This is a genomic window from Streptosporangium sp. NPDC050284 (assembly GCF_044459525.1).
Classification (GTDB): domain Bacteria; phylum Actinomycetota; class Actinomycetes; order Streptosporangiales; family Streptosporangiaceae; genus Streptosporangium.
On the sequence record NZ_JBITIZ010000013.1, the window covers coordinates 93900 to 111408 of the forward strand.

Below are 17509 nucleotides of genomic sequence, written 5' to 3' on the forward strand. Positions count from 1 at the left end.
TCCGGTTTCATAAAGGGGTGGGTTCCTTGTCCTCTGGTGTCCGCACGGATGAGACGCGCACGGAGATAGTCGTCGAGAGCGCGGCCGACCCGTTGCGTCTGGTCACCCACCTGGCCCGGTCCGGGCTGTTCGACGACTACGTCGTGTACGAGCGGCCGGGCCTGTGGACCTTCGCGGGCGGGGTGGCGGGTGAGGTGATCCTCGAAGCCGGAGTCGTCCGCAGCCGCTGGCTGGACGCCCCCTCCCCTGCCTTCGCCGACCCCCCGCGCGCGCCGGATCCACTGGACCCACTGGATCCGTTGCACGTGCTGGACCCGCTGGACCCGCTGGACCCGCTGGACCCGGTGGACTGGGTCGACGAGCCGTGGTCGGGCCGACCGGCCGCGGCGCTGGAGGCGGCGCTGCGGACCGCCCCGTGGCCGGGGTGGAACGCCTACGGCTGGATCGCGTTCGAGTTCGCCGCGCTCGCCCCGGCGGACAGGCTCGCCCACCTGGTCGTGCCACGTACCGAGGTGCGCGTCGAGGCGGGGCGCGCGCTGGTGGTGAGCGCGGACGCCGAGGAGGCCGAGCGGGTCGCCGAGCTGCTGTCGGGCCAGGTCGTCCCCGGATCGCCGTCGTCGCCGTCGCCGGTCGACGTGCGCACCGGCGGCGACCTCTACAGGTCGCGGGTCGCCCAGGCGATCTCCGAGATCGACGCCGGGCTCTACGAGAAGGTCATCGTCTCCCGGCGGCTGCCAATCCCGTTCCCCGTCGACGTCGCCGCGACGTACGCGTGCGGCCGTGCCGCCAACACCCCGGCCCGCTCGTTCCTCCTCGACCTGGAAGGCTTCCAGGCCGCCGGGTTCAGCCCCGAGGTGCTGGCGAGCGTCGACGGGAACGGCACGGTGACGACCCAGCCGCTCGCCGGCACGCGCGCCTTCGGCCAGGGCGAGAACGCCGACTCGCGGACCCGCCGCGAGCTGGAGAACGACCCCAAGGAGATCTTCGAGCACGCGGTGTCCGTACGCGCCTCGCAGGACGAGCTGTACCGGGTGTGCGTGCCCGGCACGGTCCGGGTCACCGGCTTCATGGCGGTGAAGGAACGCGGCAGCGTGCAGCACCTGGGGTCGAGCGTCAGCGGCGAGCTGGCGCCCGGCCGCACCGGCTGGGACGCGCTCGACGCGCTGTTCCCCGGCGTGACCGCCTCCGGTATCCCCAAGGCGGGAGCCGTCGACGCGATCGCCAGGCTGGAGGAGCCCCGAGGGCTCTACGCCGGAGCCGTTCTCGCCGTCTCACACGACGGGGCGATGGACGCCGCCCTGGTGCTGCGCGCCGTCTACAGCGAGAACGGCCGTGCCTGGCTACGGGCCGGCGCCGGCATCGTGTCGGGTTCGACGCCCGAACGGGAGTACGAGGAGACCTGCGAGAAGCTCTCCAGCATCGCTCCGTACGTGGTCCCGCGCGCCTGAGGAGACGTCGCTCCGGTCTTTCCGCACACCATCCGCCCTCACGCGCCTTCCCCGCGCGTGAGGATGCCGGCACTCGCCACCGCATGCGCCTTCCACGAGCGGGTCCCCGCGCGTGAGGGCACCGGCACTCGCCGCATGCGCCTCCCACGAGGGAGCGTCCGGCACCCGCCGTCGCATGCGAATTTCGGCTGAGAGCGCCCGGCATCCCCCACACGGAAGGCTCACGAGGACGCCCGGCACCTCCCCGCGAGCCTTCCGCGTGGAAGGGTTCAGCGCAGGCTCGCGGCGAGCTCCTTCTTGCTGATCTTGCCGACCGGGGTGCGGGGAAAAACCTCGACCGGCTCGACGCGGTCGGGCCACTTGTATCCGGCCACACCGCGCTCCCTGAGGAATCTCTTGATCTCCCTCAGGGTCGGCGCCTGGTCCCGCGCGATCAGGAAGGCGCAGGTCCGCTCCCCCATCACCGGGTCCGGGATGCCGACCACCGCGGCGTCGTGCACCGCCGGATGGGCGAGCAGGTGGTTCTCCAGCTCCTCTGCCGAGATCTTGTCGCCGCCCCGGTTGATCTGGTCCTTGTCGCGGCCCTCCACGACGAGGTGTCCCGAGGGGAGCACCCGCACCAGGTCTCCGGTCCGGTAGAAGCCGTCGGGGGTGAAGGAGCGCGCGTTGTGCTCCGGTGCGCGGTAGTAGCCGCGCAGGGTGTACGGGCCGCGGGTGAGCAGCTCTCCGACCTCGCCGGGGGCGACCTCCGCACCGTCGGAGTCGACCACGAGGATCTCGTCGGCCGGGGACAGCGGCTTGCCCTGCGTGGTGTCGACCAGCTCGCGAGGATCGTCCAGCCGGGTGTAGTTGAGCAGCCCCTCGGCCATTCCGAACACCTGCTGCACCGCGCAACCCAGTACGCCGGGAACCCGCTCGGCGCGCTCGGCGGCGAACTTGGCCCCGCCCACCTGCAGCAGCCGGAGCGACGACAGATCCTCCCGCGACCAGGAGGCCGCCTCGAGCCAGAGCAGCGCGATGGGCGGCACCACCGCGCACACCGTCACCCGCTCCCGCTCGATGAGGGGGAACGCCTCGTCGGGTGATCCTGAGGAGGCGAGGACGACGGTGCCGCCCTTGGCGAACACCCCCAGTACCCCGGGGCAGGCGAGCGCGAAGTTGTGCGCGACCGGGAGGACCACGAGGTAGACGGTCTCGCGGGTGAAGCCGCAGACCCCGGCGCTCGCCTCCAGGTTGTAGACGTAGTCGCGGTGGGTGCGCGGGATCAGCTTCGGAAGTCCCGTGGTGCCGCCGGAGAGCAGGAACACCCCCACGTCGGCCGGCTCCGGCCGCTCGTACGAGGAGTCAGGGTCGAGGTCGAGGTCGGCGAGGGCGAGGAACTCCTGGGCGTCCCCGTCCACCACGACGTGCTCCACGGCCAGCGAGCGGGCCAGGTCGCGGTAGTCGAATCCGCCGTGCGCGTCCGGGATGACGTACGCCCTCGCCTCGCTCAGCTCGCACAGGTAGCCGATCTCGCTGCTGCGGTGCGCGGGCAGGGCGAGCACCGGGGCGGCGCCGATCCGGACGAGGGCGAGGAAGACGACGACGAAGGCGGTGGTGTTGGGCAGTTGCACCACGACGCGGTCACCGCGCCGGATGCCCAGCCGCGCGAAACCCGTGGCGGTGCGCTCGGCGCGGCGGTCCAGCTCGGCGTAGGTGAGCCGCTCGTCCCCTGCCACGAGCGCGGTCCGCTCGGGGTCGCCCCCGTTCAGCACGTCGCCGAGCAGCCGGTCGCTCCAGTAGCCCTCCGCCAGGTAGCGCGCCGCGAACTCCTGTGGCCAGGGGGTGAATCCCTCCACGGGTCACCTCCCCGCGATCTGGGCCAACGCGCCCGCGACCGGCTCGGCCGGGTCGGTACCGAGCGCGACGACGCGGTTGGCTCCGTCCACGTGCACGACTTTGGGCCGGTGCGCCCGCACCTCCGCGTCGTCGAAGTTCCCGTACGAGATGATGATGACCAGGTGTCCCGGATGAACCAGGTGGGCCGCCGCGCCGTTGACGCCGATCACCCCGCTGCCCGCCTCGCCGGTGATCGCGTAGGTGACCAGGCGGGCGCCGTTGTCGATGTCGACGACATGGACCTGTTCACCTTCGACGATGTCGGCGGCGGCCATCAGGTCGGCGTCGATCGTCAGGGAACCCACGTAGTGCAAATCCGCCTGGGTCACGGTGGCACGGTGGATTTTTCCGTTCATAAGGACCCGCTGCACTGGTCTGTCCTCTTTCCCTAAGGTCAACTAAGGTTAGCCTCACCTTATCCACTGTGCCCGACGAGGAGAACCCCGAAGATGCTGCGCCGTCTGGCCATGGACATCAGCCCCCTCCGGACCAGCAGAGCCTTCCGTGACGTGTTCGTGGCACGCACCGTGTCGGTTTTCGGGATCGGCATGCTGATGGTCGGGGTGCCCGTGCAGGTCTACGCGATGACCGGATCGACCGTGCACGTCGGCGCCGTCTCCTCGGCCGAGGGCTTCGCGCTGCTCGCGGGGTTCCTGTGGGGTGGCGTGCTCGCCGACCGGCACGACCGGCGCCGGTTGATGCTCGTCGCGCGCACCGCCGCCGGTATCGGCTTCGCGCTGCTGACGCTGAACGCCTTCCTGCCCTCCCCCTCTCTGGCGGCGATCTACGTGCTCGCCGCCTGGGACGGGCTCGCGACCGGCGTCAGCGTGACCGCGCTGCTGGCCGCGACCCCAGCCCTCGTCCCCTCCGACAAACTGGTCGCGGCGGGCGCGCTCAACGCGCTGACCGTACGGCTCGGTTCGATGCTCTCCCCCGCGCTCGGCGGCCTGACCGTGTCGGCGTTCGGCGTCGGGTGGAACTACGCGGCCGCGGCCGTGGGAACGCTCGCCACCCTCGGCCTGCTGACGAGGTTGCCCGCGCTCAGACCGACCGTCGAGGTCACGGAGAACCCGCTGAGGGCGATCGGCTCGGGGCTGCGGTTCGTGGCCTCGCACCGCGTGGTCGGCTCGCTCATGCTGCTCGGCCTGCTGTTCATGGTGGCGGGCGGTATCCCGGTGCTCATGCCCGCGTTCGCCACCCTGCGGCTGGGCGGCGGCCCGGCCACGATCGGCCTGCTCTACGCCGCGCCCGCCTGCGGCGCGGTGCTCGGCTCGATCACCAGCGGCTGGGCCGGACGGTCGCGCGCGCCGGGTAAGGCGCTGCTCGTCGCCTCGGTCTGCGGCTTCGCACTGCTCGCCTGCCTCGGGCTGGCGACCCACCCGGCGCTCGCCGTCGCGATCCTCTTCGGGTACGGCCTCGTCGCGTCCGTCGAGGAGATCCTGCGCTACGGCCTCATCCAGGCGCACACCCCCGACGGTTACCTCGGACGGGTGAACGCCCTGTGGGCCGCCCAGGAGACCGGCGGCGAGGCCGTCGGCGCGCTCGGCGCGGGCGTCCTCGGCCGCTACCTCGCACCCGGCACCGCGATCGTCGTGTACGGCGCGGCCAGCGCCGCCCTCGCCCTCGGCCTCGCCCTCACGCTCACCGGCCTGCGCGGCGCGACCCTGAAGACCGACCCGCAGGACACCGAATCGGGGAAGGCCCGCTCCCGGGACGCCGAGCCGCGTCAGCCCGGGTGAGAACCGCCCAGGCAAAGACGCCGCGAAGAAACGGCTGGAAAAACAACCGCCTCTGTCAGATCGTGAGAAGTGGCAGCAAACCCCTCATGTCCCGAGCCGACGCAGGACCGCCGGTGACGCCCGCCCGACGAACCACGGCCCGGCCTCGGGGGGAACCCGCAGGAACGACGAGAGGAAGACCATGGCTCAGACGACCGCCGCCCTCCTGCTGCTCGTCGCCCTGACCGGCGGCACGGCACCGGCGCAGTCAGGCCTGACACCGGCGGAAACACCAACGGCCGCCCTCGCACCGGTTTCGGCCGCCCTGGGGACGGACGCCGTCGCGCGGGGGAAGGCCACCGGTCCGAACCTCCGAGCGTGTTACGACGGAAGGTGCAAGCTCACCATCTCGAAGACCGTACGGTTCCGGGTCAGCCCTCGATTCGGCGTCACCCGGCTGTCCGTCTCCTTCGGCCGGGATTTCGTGCGGGTGCGGGCCACCGGCCCCGGTGTCACCTCGCAGGCGGTGCTCGGCCTCCGTTCGACGGGGTCGGTCAACGGCATCGGCGTACGGGTGGTCTCGCTCTCCCGGGGCAAGGCGGTGCTGAAGCTCTCCCCCGTCCGCTGACCGCGACGACCATTCCCTCCGCTCGTGAGCGGAGGGGATCTCGTACCGGAGGCGCGGTCCCGGGCGACCGGCTGACGGTCCGCGACCGCCCCCGGCGGTCACGTCCCGCCGGGGGCGGTCGCGGACCGTCAGCCGGGCTCCTCCGCGCCCAGGCGCTCGGTGAGCTCGTCCTCTGACATGTCCTCGACCATGAGCCAGATCTCGGCGACCGCCTCCAGCCTGCCGGGGACCTCCTCCACCTCGGCGAACCGGCGGGCGACGCGCGACACGGTCCGCTCGGTGAACAGCGCGCGCAAGGGGAGCGAGGAGGCGTCGAGCGCCTCGCGCAGCCGCGCGATGACCGTGGTGGCCAGCACCGAGTCGCCGCCGAGCGCGAAGATGTCGTCGTGCGCGCCGACCCTCGGCACGCCGAGCACCTCGCCGACGACCCGGGCGAGCACCCGTTCCAGCGCCGTGCCCGGCGCTGCGTAAGGCGTGCCCGTCTCCCCCGCCGCCGCTGCGACGAGGGCGGCGAGCGCCTTGCGGTCCACCTTGTTGTTCGCGGTGAGCGGGAGCGCCTTCAGGGGCACCAGGAGGTCGGGAACCATGTGCGGGGGCAACAGTTCCCGCACATGGGCGAGCAGTTCCCGTGTCACGCTCTCCTCGGGCCCCGCCTCTCCCTGCCCGGTCTTCTCCAGGCCCGCCCCTTCCTGCCCCGCCTCCTCCGTCCTGGCCTTCTCCTGCCCCGTCCTCCGCGGCTCCGCCTCCCGTCCCGCCTCCCCGGCGAGCACGACCGCGGCGGCCAGGCGCGAGTCGGCGAGGAGCGCGACGGCTCGGCGCACCCGGAGGTTGCTCTCCAGCGCGGTCTCGACCTCGCCGAGTTCGATCCGGAACCCGCGCACCTTCACCTGGTGGTCGCGCCGTCCCAGGAACTCCAGCGTGCCGTCGGGCCGGTAACGGGCCATGTCCCCGGTCCGGTACCAGCGGATGCCCTCGTGGACGACGAAACGGTCGGCGGTGCGCTCGGCGTCGCCGCTGTAGCCGTCCGCCACACCCGCGCCGCCGATCCACAGCTCGCCCTGCGCCCAGTCGGGGCGGTCGCGCCCGGCCTCGTCGACGACCCGGCAGGCCACCCCGCGCAACGGCACGCCGTACGGGACCGTCGTCCAGTCCGCGGGCACCTCGCCGTCGACCTCGATCACGGTCGAGTGGATGGCGGTCTCCGTCGTACCGCCGAGCGCGACGAACCGTGCCCCCGGTGAGCGCTCCCGCAGCAGCGCGGGCAGGTGCGTGCCGACCCGGTCGCCGCCGAGCAGGACCAGCCGCAGGCTGGGCGCGGGGCCGGTGCGCAGCAGCATCTCCAGCACCGACGGCACGCAGTTCAGCACGGTCACCGACCACCGCTCGACCAGTTCGGCCCAGCGGGTGGCGTCGCGGCGGTCGTCCTCCAGCGGGATCGCCACGGCGCCGCCGGACGACCAGAGAGCGAACAGGTCGAACACCGACAGGTCGAAGTCGAGGGCCGACACGGCGAGCGACACGTCCGCCTCGCCGATCGAGAACCGCTCGACCAGATCGCCGATCGTGTTCATCGCGGCCCGGTGCGAGACCTCGACGCCCTTGGGCTCCCCGGTGGAGCCGGACGTGAACAGCACGTAGCCGACCTGGTCGGGAGGGACGGGCACCGGCCCGTCCAGCGGCGCGGGGTGCGTCACGGCCGAGGTGAGCGAGACCGCGACCCCGGCCGTCCTGAGGATCCTCTCCCGCCGGACGGCGGGCTGCCCCGTTCCGACGGGCACGTATGCGCCCCCGGCCGCCAGCACGCCGAGCACCGCCACGGCCTGGTCCGGCCCCTTGGGCAGCTCGACCGAGACCCGGTCACCGGGCCGCACCCCCCGCTCCACGAGATGGGCGGCGACGCGCAGGGCACGGTCGGCCAGCTCGCCGTACGTGAGCGTGCCGCCATCGTCACCGATGTCGCCGGTCCCGTCTGTGCCCCAGTGCAGCGCGGGGAGGCCGGGGGTGCGGCGCGCCCGCGCGAAGAACTCCTCGTGCAGCGTCCGCGCGGGCGGCGGTGGCTGGCCGTTGAGCTCGTGCCGCAGGCGCAGCCGGTCCGGCGAGGCGCCGATCCGCAGCGGCTCGCTCCAGTCGGCGTCCGGCGCGCCCAGGCGGGTGATCGCCCCCGTGTAGGCGGCGAACATCGCGTCGGCGACGCCTTCGGGGAAGGCGGGGTCGCGTACGTCCCAGTTCAGCAGCAGTCCGCCGGAGACCTCGGTGACCTGGGCGTCCAGGAGCACCTGCGGCCCCTGGGAGATGATCCATTCCGGCTCTCCGAAGCTGCGCCGCGCCCGGTCGCCGAACAGCTCGCCGAGGTTGAGCGCGCTGGTGTAGACGATCGGGGCGAGCACCTGCTCGCCCCGCGACCTCGACAGATCCCGCAGTACCTCCAGGCCGGAGTAGTCGCTGTGCTCACCGGCCGTGTGCATCAGCGCCTGCAACTCGCGGGCGCGCTCGGTGAACGGCGACTCCCTCGACAGGTCGGCCTCAAGCAGGATGGAACCGGTGAAGTCGCCGACCACGGCGTCCACGTCGGGGTGGATCGGCTCGCGGTGGAACAGCGGCAGGTTCAGCAGGAAGCGCGGGGTCGCCGACCAGGCGCCCATCACCTCGGCGAAGACGGCGGCGAGCGCCATCGCAGGGGTGACACCCTCGCGGTGGGCGCGGGCGATGAGCCGCTGCCTGTCCTCGGGAGGCAGCCAGTGGTGCTTGCGGACGACGCGGTCGCCCGGTTGCGGCACGACCGGCAGCTCGGGTGGCCCGGACAGCTCGCCGAGCCGCTCACCCCACCAGCGCCGGTCGCGGGCGCGGGCCTCGGCGCGCGGGTCGGCGGCGAGATAGCGCGCATAGCTGTACGCGATCGGCGGCAGGTTCTCGCCCTCGTACAGCGCCGCGAGGTCGGCCAGCAGCGTGCGGTAGCTCATCGCGTCGGCGGCGACCATGTCGACGTCCAGATGCAGCCGCGTCGCGCCGGAAGGCAGCAGGCTCAGTCGCACGTCGAAGACCCGGCCCGCCTCGATGGGGAGGCGCTGGGTGGACATCTCGGCGCGCAGCCGTTCCAGCTTTTCGGCGGGATCCGGCACGGTGCGCAGGTCGTGCACCGTGACGGCGGGTCCCGGCCGCTCCGGCAGGATGCGCTGGGTTCCCTCGTCGGAGATCGCGACCCTCAGCATCGGATGCCGCTCGACGAGTGCCACGACGGCCGCCTCCAATCGGGCGGGGTCGATCTCGCGGCCGTCGAGTTCCACATAGAGGTGCGCGGCGACGGAGCCGAGCGACTGGCCCGAGTCCCGGCCGATCCAGTAGGCGTGCTGCATGAGCGCGAGAGGGAACGGCCCGTCCGGTTCGACGTCCCCCCGCTCCGCGGCGAGGGTGGGAACGCCGTCGAGGGCGACACCGGGGCCGAGCCCGGAGCCAGAGCCTGACTCGGGTCCGGAATCCGAAGCAGAACCGGCCTTGGTCTCGGAAACAGACCCGGAAACAGACTCGGAAGCGGAGTTCGGGGACGGAAGCGGGTGCGGCGCGATGGCGCCGCGCTCGGCGAGCAGTTCCCACCACTCGGCCAGGGTGGGCCGCCGCGCGAGTTCGGCGAAGCCGACCTCGACGCCGAGGCGGCGCAGGCGGCCGGTCAGTCCCATCAGCTGGATCGAGTCCATGCCCAGCTCGATGAGATTGTCGTGCGCCTCCACCCCCTCTCCGAGCAGGTCTGTCAGCGAACGGTGCAGTTCTTCCCTGGTCAGCACGAAGCTCCCCTTAAGTCAGGTAAGGCTAACCTAATTTAGAGGCATTCGACCGTCAACGTACGTCTTATGACGACTCGCGTGATCCAGGGCGCGCGGCCTCTCTGAGCGCCACAGCCGGAAGGACTCCTCAGCACGCCGTCACCTCGAAACACCCGGCCGCTCACGCCCGTCCTCTCACTCCCTCGGTCGAGAGCAGCCAGACCAGATAGACGCCGCCGAGCACCCCGGTGACCACGCCGACCGGCACCGCGACCGGCAGGTGCAACGTCACCAGGTCGCTGAGTACGAGCAGCGTCGCGCCCATCAGCGCGGCCGGTACGAGCTGCGTACCGGGCTTGCGGGTGAGCCCGCGCGCCAGCTGCGGCGCGGCGAGCGCGACGAACGGGACCGGCCCCACCGCCGCGGTCGCCACCGCCACCAGCCCCACCCCGATCACTACAAGCGCGGCCCGCGTCCGCTGGACCGGCACGCCGAGCGCCTGGGCCGCGTCGTCTCCGAGCTCGCCCATGCGCAGCCGGCCCCCGAAGGCCAGCACGGCCGGCACGAGCACGGCCATCGCCAGGGCGAGTGGCCACGCGTGCAGCCAGCCCCTGCCGTTCAGGCTGCCGGTGAGCCAGAACGCCGCCTCGTACGCCTCACGCAACTCGGCGCGGGTGACGAGATAGGCGTTGAACGCCTCGAGCATCGCGGCCGCGGCGACCCCGACCAGGATCAGCCGGTAGCCGTGCACCCCGCCCCGGTAGGCGACCAGGTAGACGGCGAGCGCGGTCAGCACCGCGCCGAGGACGGAGCCGGCCGCGACGGCGAAAGCGCCGCCGCCGATGACCAGAATCTGCAGCAGCGCGCCGGTCGCCGACCCCGTGGTGAACCCGATGATGTCGGGGCTGCCCAGCGGGTTGCGCGTGATGCTCTGGAAGACGGCCCCGCTCAGGCCGAGCGCCGCGCCGGCGAGCAGGGCGGTGAGCGCCCTGGGCAGGCGCAACGTGAGCACGATGAACTCCGTGGCCCGCTCCCCCCGACCGGTCAGCGCCCCCACCACCTCGGCGGCGGAGACGGGGAAGTCACCGCTGCCGACCACCGCCACCGCCGTCCCCAGCGCGAGGGCCGCCAGCGCGACGCACACCGCGACGACGCGCGGCTCCCACCGCAGGGACATCGCCCCGACGCGCAGGACACGACTCGTGCTCACCGAACACCTACAGCGTGGATGCCCCGTCCTTCAGGGCGGGGAGAAAACGCGGAACGGTCGCGCATGAGGGTCTCCGGGTTTTGTCGGTGGGCTTCGGTAGGTTGATCGACGTGTCCCGCTTCCGGCTTCGGCCAACGCCTGCCCAAGGGCAGGCGTTGGCCGAGCACTGCGGGCACGCCCGGTTCGTGTGGAACCTCGCGGTTGAGCAGCACGCCCACCGGAAGCCGGGCCGTACGTCCGCGCCGGGATTCGCTGAGCAGTGCCGACAGCTCACCGAAGCGCGCGCCGAGTTCGAGTGGCTGCGCGGCGGGTCGATCATCGTCCAGCAGCAAGCCCTCAAGGACTTCCACCAGGCGATGGCGAACTTCTTCGGCAAAACCCACCGCCGTCCGACGTGGCGTAAACGCGGGCAGGGTGAGGGGTTCCGTATCGTCGCGGTCAAACCCGGTGACGTGCGCCGCCTGTCGCGTAATGTCGGCGAAGTGAGGATCCCCAAGGTGGGGTGGGTGCGGTTGCGCTGGTCGCGTCCCGTCCCCGAAGGTGTGAAGTCCTACCGCGTCACCCGTGATCGGGCGGGTCGTTGGCATGTGGCGTTCGCCGCGATTCCTGAGCCGGTCCCCGCACCCGGTTCGGGTGAGGTCGTTGGCGTGGATCGGGGCGTGGTCGTGTCGGCGGCGCTGTCCACGGGCGAATTGCTGAACGCGCCCACCTTGCGCGACACCGAGAAGAAGCGGCTGCTCAAACTTCAGAGGAAGCTCGCCCGCGCTCAGCGGGGATCGAACCGGCGCGGCAAGGTCAAGGCCGCCATCGCGGAGCTGAAAGCCCGTGAGGCCGACCGCCGCAAAGACTGGGTCGAGAAGACCTCCACTGATCTCGCGCGCCGTTTCGACGTCATCGCGGTCGAGGACCTGAAGATCATCAACATGACGCGGTCGGCTAAGGGCACCCTCGAAGCGCCCGGGAGGAACGTCCGCCAAAAAGCGGGCCTGAACCGGGGCGTCCTCGCCGCAGGTTGGGGTCAGCTCGTGGCCCGGCTGGAGCAGAAAGCCCCGGGACGCGTCCAGAAGATCGACCCCCGTTACACGTCGCGGACCTGCGACACCTGCAAGCACCTCGCCAGGGAGAGCCGCGAGAGCCAAGCTCTCTTCCTGTGCGTCGCCTGCGGGCACCGGGCCAACGCCGACGTGAACGCGGCCAAAAACGTTCGCGACACTGCCGCAGGGCATGCGGTGGCTGCACGGGGAGGCTCCGGATTGCCGGAGCCGGCGAACCGTGAACCTCAACGCGACCTCCTCCCCATGGGGTAAGCGGCGTTGGAATCCCCCGCTTTCAGGCGGGCGGAGGACGTCAAAGCTGGGGAACCCTTCCGCGACGGACCATCAGTGCCAGGAGGGGAGCGCCGAGGAACGCGGTGACGAGGCCCGTCTCCAGCTCGCCGGGCGCCGCGACCACGCGCCCGATGACGTCGGCGGCGAGCATCAGCACCGGCGCCAGCAGCAGCGAGTACGGCAGTACCCAGCGCTGGTCGGGGCCGACCAGCGCCCTGACCATGAAGGGCACCGCCAGCCCGACGAACGCGATCGGGCCCACCGCCGCCGTGGCGGCGCCGCACAGCACCACGATCGCGAGCGCCCCCAGCGCACGGGTCCTGCCTGGTCTGGCACCCAGTGCGCGCCCCGTGTCCTCCCCCAGGGCGAGGGCGTTGAGCGGGCGCGCCAGGAGAAGCGCCAGCACCGTTCCCGCCAGCAGGAACGGGCCGATCCGCACGAAGAGGGCGAGGTCGCGTCCGGACAGCGAGCCCACCTGCCAGAAGCGGAAGCCGTTGAAACTGCGCGGGCTGATCAGCATCATCCCCGCCGTCAGTGAGCTGAACACCGCGTTGATCCCGGCGCCCGCGAGGACGAGCCGCGCGGGTGTGGCGCCGGAACGGCCGCGCGACCCGATCAGGTAGACGAGCAGTGCGGCTCCGGCGGCTCCGAGGAACGCCGCCCACACGTAGACGAGGACGTCGTCCACCTGGAAGAGACCGATCACCGTCACGACCGCCACCGCCGCGCCGCCGTTGACGCCGAGCAGTCCCGGCTCGGCCAGCGGGTTGCGGGTCAGTGCCTGCATGAGCGCGCCCGCCAGTCCGAGCGCCGCCCCCACGGCGACCCCCAGCAGTGTGCGCGGCAGCCGCAACTCCTGGATGATCAGCGCGTTCTCCGAGCCGTCCGGGGAGAACACCCCGGCCATCGCCTGGTCGAGCGGGATGTGCTTGGCGCCGATCACGATTCCGGCCAGTACGGCGAGCAGCAGCAGGCCGCCCAGCAGGCACAGACCGGCGAGCCGTTTGGCGAGGTACGCGCTCTTTACGGGAGGAGGCACGCGATTAAAGTTAGCCTAACCTAACCCGGGTGGCGAGGGAAAGATCTCGCTCCCCGGGGAGCCCGGCCCGTGACCCGCGAGGTCGTACGGCGGCGGCGCCAAGGACCCGCTGAGGACCCGCTAAGGACCTAGGTCCCTACAGGCGAGGTCGTGGGAGGACTACCATCCGAGGCATGATTCGCGTGTTCCTGGTCGACGATCACGAAGTGGTACGGCGGGGCGTGGCCGCGCTGCTGGAGTCCGAGGGCGACATCGAGGTGATCGGCGAGGCGGGGACCGCCGAGTCGGCGGTGGCCCGTATTCCGGCGCTGCGGCCCGACGTCGCCGTCCTGGACGTACGCCTGCCCGACGGCAACGGGGTGGACGTGTGCCGGGAGGTCCGCTCCAGGGTCCCGGATCTGGCCTGCCTGATGCTCACCTCCTTCGCCGACGACGACGCCCTGTTCAACGCGGTGATGGCGGGCGCGTCCGGCTACGTGCTCAAGCAGATCCACGGCTCGGACCTGGTGGGCGCCGTGCGTACGGTGGCCGGCGGCCAGTCGCTGCTCGACCCGCAGACGACCTCGGCCATGCTGGCGCGGCTGCGCGAGCAGGCCGCCCGCAAGGATCCCCTGGAGGCGCTGACGGACCAGGAGCGGCACATCCTGGAACTCATCGGCGAGGGCCTGACCAACCGGCAGATCGGCGAGCGGATGCACCTGGCCGAGAAGACCGTCAAGAACTACGTCTCCAACATGCTGTCCAAGCTCAGCATGGAGCGCCGCACCCAGGCGGCGGCCCTGTCCGCGCGGCTGAAGTCCCGCCGGCAGGATTGACAGGACCTCCGCCCGACGCCGGGGTCACCGGCATCGGGCGGATCGCCACCGCTTCGGTCGTCGCCACCACTCCGGTCGCGCGGGACGCTCCACCCTGGCCGGGTGCCACCCCGTTCCGGTGTCTCGGTGACGAAGGACCCGCCGTGTGGGTTACCGGACGACCGCGAGGAGAGTGGTGGCGGCCGAGGTGAGGCCGAGGTCGCCGCGCGTGTCCGAGCGTCGTCGCGCCTCCTCAACGGTGATTCCACGGCTGGCGAGACGCCAGAGCACATCCTGATCCATCGTGACATGCGCGACGGGTTCGTCCACCGTGTCGCCAGGAGCCATGTGCCATCGACCGGCCTGTCGTGCGACAAACCAGACACCGCCTGCCGGGCCGGTGACGTCGAATCGGATGACCGTGCCCTCGGGGCGGGTCTCGGCCCGCAGGGTATGGGGCAGCGCACGCAGGAACGTGTCGATGACGGGGCCCAGCAGATCCGGGTCGTCGGCGCCCGGGCGGGAGACGGCATCGCGTATCTGCTGCTGGTGGACCCAGAACTCCGTGTATTCGCGGGCGATGTCGAGCCAGGCGGGACTGGTCAGATCGGTGGCGGCCCAGGACACGTCCAGATCGGCGGGGGCGTCCAAGTCGCGGACCGACCACAGGGCGTCGAGCTCGGGGCCCAGGTGGGCCAGCAGCTCGATCATCACCTGCGGGCTGCATTGACGAAACGCCCGGACGAACTCCTCGTTGACACGTGCCAGGTAGGCGGGCAACGTCTCATCGTCGGCGAAAACGGCACCATGGTACCCGTCCCGACCGCCCGAGAGCCGACGCAGGTAGTCGTTGAGTACGTGTCCGACGACATCATGAACGTTCCACCCCGGACAGACCGTCGGCCGCTCCCAATCCTGCGGATCCAGTGATCCGAGCAGGTCGAGCAGCGCGCGACGTTCGCGTGAGAACAGAGGCCGGGTGTCGATCACGGGACCGAAGATCATCATGCCGTGACAGTAAACCGCCTCGGCACGACACCTGGCCACAGGTTTTCGTGCCGAGGGCTTCACGACACCGCAGGGGGGCGCGTGCCGGATATCGGCTGCCGCGCCGTGAACGGCCTCAGGGGATGCGGAGGAACGTGACCCGTTCCGCGGTTTCGATCATCTGGCGGGCGAAGGCGGCCGAGTCGAAGGTGGAGGGAGACACCCTCAGGGTCTCCGCCATCGCGTTCGCCAGGGCCGTAACGGGCACCGTTCTCGACGTGCCGAGCGTCTGGGAGGGGATCGACGGGCTCGGCGAGCCGTCGGCGGCGCGCAGGGTCTTGGGCCGAGCGGGTCCGCGCCCCGGCCGCCAGGTCCAGCCCCTGGTCGGCGGCCCGGGTGAACGCCGGTAGCTTCGTCCAGGGGAAGGCCGGGTCGCTGGACAGGGACGTGGCGGCCCTTACGTCCGGTCTGAAGATCAGCGACGCGTAGCACACCGTGGACGCCGGGCGGGCGTTGCCGTCGGGGACACCCCAGCCGAACCCGTCCGCCGGCGCGGCCCGCCATCCGGCTCCGGTGGTCAGGTCGGCGAGGGTGTCCTGCGCGGCGGCCGAGAACCAGCCCGCGACCTCGTACCGGGTGCCGCTCGGCGGGCGGGAGCCGGTGAAGTCGGTGTCGTGGAAACCGAACACGCTGTGGCAGCCCGGGTAGAAGGCCGCGAAGGTGGGATCGCCGCACCCGATCGCCGTCACCTGCGGCAGCCTGTCTCCCGACAGGCCGGGCCGCCACCTCCCAAGGGGCACGGCCCGGCCGAGCCTGCGGAACGGAACTCCGCCGTCGGTCACGGGGAACGCGATCCCGGCCGCGTTCGCGTCGTCCGGTGCGGCCAGGTAGTCGCTCTCGACCAACCGGGAACGTTCCAATACCCCTTCCCTGCGGCGCGTCACCAGCCACCGGTTCGGCACGACGGGCACCCGCGTCTTCCCGCCCTCCTGGACGAGCCGGGTCAGCGCGTCCGGAAGCGACCAGTGCAGGTGCACTCCCGGCCCGAGCAGGAAGTCCTGTCCCTCGAAGGGGTCCGGGAGATTCTCCTCGCTGATGTACGGGGTTCCTGGCCGGACGTCCCGTTTCGTCATGGGATCGACGTACGGTAACCGGGTGAAATCCACCGGCTTCATCGACGCGTGCCCACTCCAAAAGGCCGGAGGGGCACGGCGTCAATGCGTCAGGGCGAAGATCTCACCCGGCTCTCGACTCGTGCGACACCCCGAGGTGCGCGGGGATCGCCGGACTCGCCGGGATCACCACCTCACGCCACTTCGAACTGGACGGCGTTTCCGTGCGTGGACCGACCCCCACCGTTTCGAGCGCCCTGCGATAGGCGTTCATCTGCTCTTCGGCCGCCCCGGTCCGGCCCCAGAGGTCACCGATCTCACGCCAGAGCCTGGCCGACTCCCGGTCGACGACGGGAGCCGCGGAGGCGTCCGGATCGGTGAGCAGCTCCTGCGCCTTCACCAGTGCCGCGCCTCCGTTTTTGGAGCGTGCCAGAGCCAGTTCGGCCAAAACCACGTGTGCCATCGCCGGCACCGTCCCCCGCATGTCGGCGAGCAGGCCGAGAGCCTGCTCGGCCAGACCGGTGGCGACCTCCACGTCACCGGAGCGCAGCCGTACGCGGGAGAGAACGACCAGGCCACGGGCGTGCTCGATCGTCCCGGCCGACAGCCGCGAGAGAATCTCGACCGCCGAGGCGGCGAACTCACCTGCCCGGTCGAGGTCGGCGTCCTCAGGACGCACGGTGGCGATCCATGCCCAGCGCATCGCGCTCTGGACGTGGCGGATGGCCATCCGCGCGGGCCGGCCCGCGGCGACGGCCTCCGCCGCGAGCCGCGCGGCGAGCGACGAGTCCTCCTCCTCCGCCGCGGCCGTGCTGGCCCGCCACAGGCTGAGAACCTCCGAGTCGCGGTCAACGGCGTCGGGCAGCGGGGAGATCACCAGCACGCGCTCGACGTACGCGAGGTCGATCTCGGTCTCGGCGAGCACCGCGGCGAGGTCGAGGGCGAGCTCACCCCGGTCGATCCCGAGCCGCTCGGCCTGGACCAGGGCCTCCAGCCCGAGATCCCGGGCACGCATCGTGTCACCGGCACGGTGGTAGCAGCGGCAGAGCGCCACGGCGACGGGAAGGACGGCGAGACGCTCGGGATGCGTCACGGCCTCGTGGCGAAGCCGCTCGTAGGCCTCGACCGCCCGCGCCGTGTCCCCCTGGGCCTCCAGCGCGCGAGCATGACCGAAACGCGCCTGCGCCGCGAGCACGGCGCTGTCGTCACTCGCCGCCTTGGCCGTGTCGGCGAAGAGCTCGGCCGCGGCGGCCGGGTCCCCGTGACACAGTTCGAGCTCGGCCTGACGCAGGGCGAGCCCGGTGTCGACGCGCTGGTGCGGCTCGATCCCGTGGAGGAGGAACTCCATGCCGCAGCCGAGCCGGTCGGCGAGCAGGCGCGTGACGACCGGTGTGGGGGTTCGTTTTCCGGACTCGATGAGCGAAACATAACTGTCAGACAGGTCTGGCCCGGCCAACTGCGCCTGGGACATGTGCCTGCTCAACCGCAATCCGCGGATGCGGTCACCGATGGTTGCTTGACCGGCCATCACCAGAGCCGTTCCGTCGGCGGCACGATAAGATCCACGTCCCACTCCTTACGCACGGTTTACTGTCAATTACAGTAGATC

At 71.6% G+C, this 17509-nt stretch carries 13 protein-coding genes; 5 read left to right on the forward strand and 8 right to left on the reverse strand.

The annotated features are described in order from the left end of the window. Nucleotides 1-26: 26 nt before the first annotated feature. The gene (locus ACIBH4_RS27900; RefSeq protein ID WP_362770014.1) at nucleotides 27-1448 is read left to right on the forward strand and encodes a salicylate synthase; all 1422 of its coding nucleotides are present in this window, start codon (nucleotides 27-29) and stop codon (nucleotides 1446-1448) included. 269 nt (nucleotides 1449-1717) lie between these two features. Here the strand turns inward: ACIBH4_RS27900 and ACIBH4_RS27905 are convergent, their stop codons facing one another. Both ACIBH4_RS27905 and panD read right to left on the reverse strand, forming a co-directional pair. After that, entirely contained in the window at nucleotides 1718-3286 is a 1569-nt protein-coding gene (locus ACIBH4_RS27905) for an AMP-binding protein (protein WP_362770012.1), read from the reverse strand. Between the two features lie 3 nt (nucleotides 3287-3289). Continuing rightward, the gene (gene panD / locus ACIBH4_RS27910) at nucleotides 3290-3697 is read right to left on the reverse strand and encodes an aspartate 1-decarboxylase (RefSeq protein WP_362520883.1); all 408 of its coding nucleotides are present in this window, start codon (nucleotides 3695-3697) and stop codon (nucleotides 3290-3292) included. A 78-nt stretch (nucleotides 3698-3775) separates the two neighbouring features. On the opposite strand from panD, the gene entS reads away from it, so the two are divergent. Both entS and ACIBH4_RS27920 read left to right on the forward strand, forming a co-directional pair. Next, nucleotides 3776-5065 carry an enterobactin transporter EntS gene (gene entS, locus ACIBH4_RS27915; protein ID WP_362770010.1) on the forward strand — a complete coding sequence of 430 codons (1290 nt, stop codon included), beginning with the start codon at nucleotides 3776-3778 and terminating at the stop codon, nucleotides 5063-5065. Between the two features lie 181 nt (nucleotides 5066-5246). After that, the gene (locus ACIBH4_RS27920) at nucleotides 5247-5672 is read left to right on the forward strand and encodes a hypothetical protein (protein ID WP_362520889.1); all 426 of its coding nucleotides are present in this window, start codon (nucleotides 5247-5249) and stop codon (nucleotides 5670-5672) included. A 128-nt stretch (nucleotides 5673-5800) separates the two neighbouring features. Here ACIBH4_RS27920 and ACIBH4_RS27925 read toward each other — a convergent pair whose 3' ends face one another. Then, nucleotides 5801-9451 (reverse strand): amino acid adenylation domain-containing protein, encoded by a 3651-nt coding sequence (locus tag ACIBH4_RS27925; RefSeq protein ID WP_362765917.1) that lies wholly within the window; start codon nucleotides 9449-9451, stop codon nucleotides 5801-5803. A gap of 160 nt (nucleotides 9452-9611) precedes the next feature. After that, nucleotides 9612-10640: an iron chelate uptake ABC transporter family permease subunit gene (locus ACIBH4_RS27930; RefSeq protein WP_362515517.1), complete on the reverse strand. Its 1029-nt coding sequence runs from the start codon at nucleotides 10638-10640 to the stop codon at nucleotides 9612-9614. A 110-nt stretch (nucleotides 10641-10750) separates the two neighbouring features. On the opposite strand from ACIBH4_RS27930, the gene ACIBH4_RS27935 reads away from it, so the two are divergent. Then, the gene (locus ACIBH4_RS27935) at nucleotides 10751-11947 is read left to right on the forward strand and encodes a transposase (protein ID WP_362515886.1); all 1197 of its coding nucleotides are present in this window, start codon (nucleotides 10751-10753) and stop codon (nucleotides 11945-11947) included. Nucleotides 11948-11987: 40 nt separating this feature from the next. On the opposite strand, the gene ACIBH4_RS27940 is transcribed toward ACIBH4_RS27935, so the two are convergent. Next, nucleotides 11988-13007, reverse strand: coding sequence for an iron chelate uptake ABC transporter family permease subunit (locus ACIBH4_RS27940; RefSeq protein ID WP_362515519.1), 1020 nt, complete (start codon nucleotides 13005-13007; stop codon nucleotides 11988-11990). Between the two features lie 173 nt (nucleotides 13008-13180). Here ACIBH4_RS27940 and ACIBH4_RS27945 point away from each other — a divergent pair, with 173 nt between their 5' ends. Then, nucleotides 13181-13822, forward strand: coding sequence for a response regulator transcription factor (locus ACIBH4_RS27945; protein ID WP_350947273.1), 642 nt, complete (start codon nucleotides 13181-13183; stop codon nucleotides 13820-13822). A gap of 150 nt (nucleotides 13823-13972) precedes the next feature. Here ACIBH4_RS27945 and ACIBH4_RS27950 read toward each other — a convergent pair whose 3' ends face one another. The 3 genes from ACIBH4_RS27950 to ACIBH4_RS27960 all read right to left on the reverse strand — a co-directional run bounded on the left by ACIBH4_RS27950 (nucleotide 13973) and on the right by ACIBH4_RS27960 (nucleotide 17428). Next, complete coding sequence (locus ACIBH4_RS27950; protein ID WP_362515522.1) at nucleotides 13973-14809, reverse strand: maleylpyruvate isomerase family mycothiol-dependent enzyme; 837 nt, start codon at nucleotides 14807-14809, stop codon at nucleotides 13973-13975. A gap of 59 nt (nucleotides 14810-14868) precedes the next feature. Next, a complete protein-coding gene (locus ACIBH4_RS27955; RefSeq protein WP_362515524.1) occupies nucleotides 14869-15921 on the reverse strand; it encodes a hypothetical protein in 1053 nt (350 codons plus the stop codon). Between the two features lie 103 nt (nucleotides 15922-16024). After that, nucleotides 16025-17428: a helix-turn-helix transcriptional regulator gene (locus tag ACIBH4_RS27960; RefSeq protein ID WP_362515526.1), complete on the reverse strand. Its 1404-nt coding sequence runs from the start codon at nucleotides 17426-17428 to the stop codon at nucleotides 16025-16027. Nucleotides 17429-17509 lie beyond the last annotated feature (81 nt).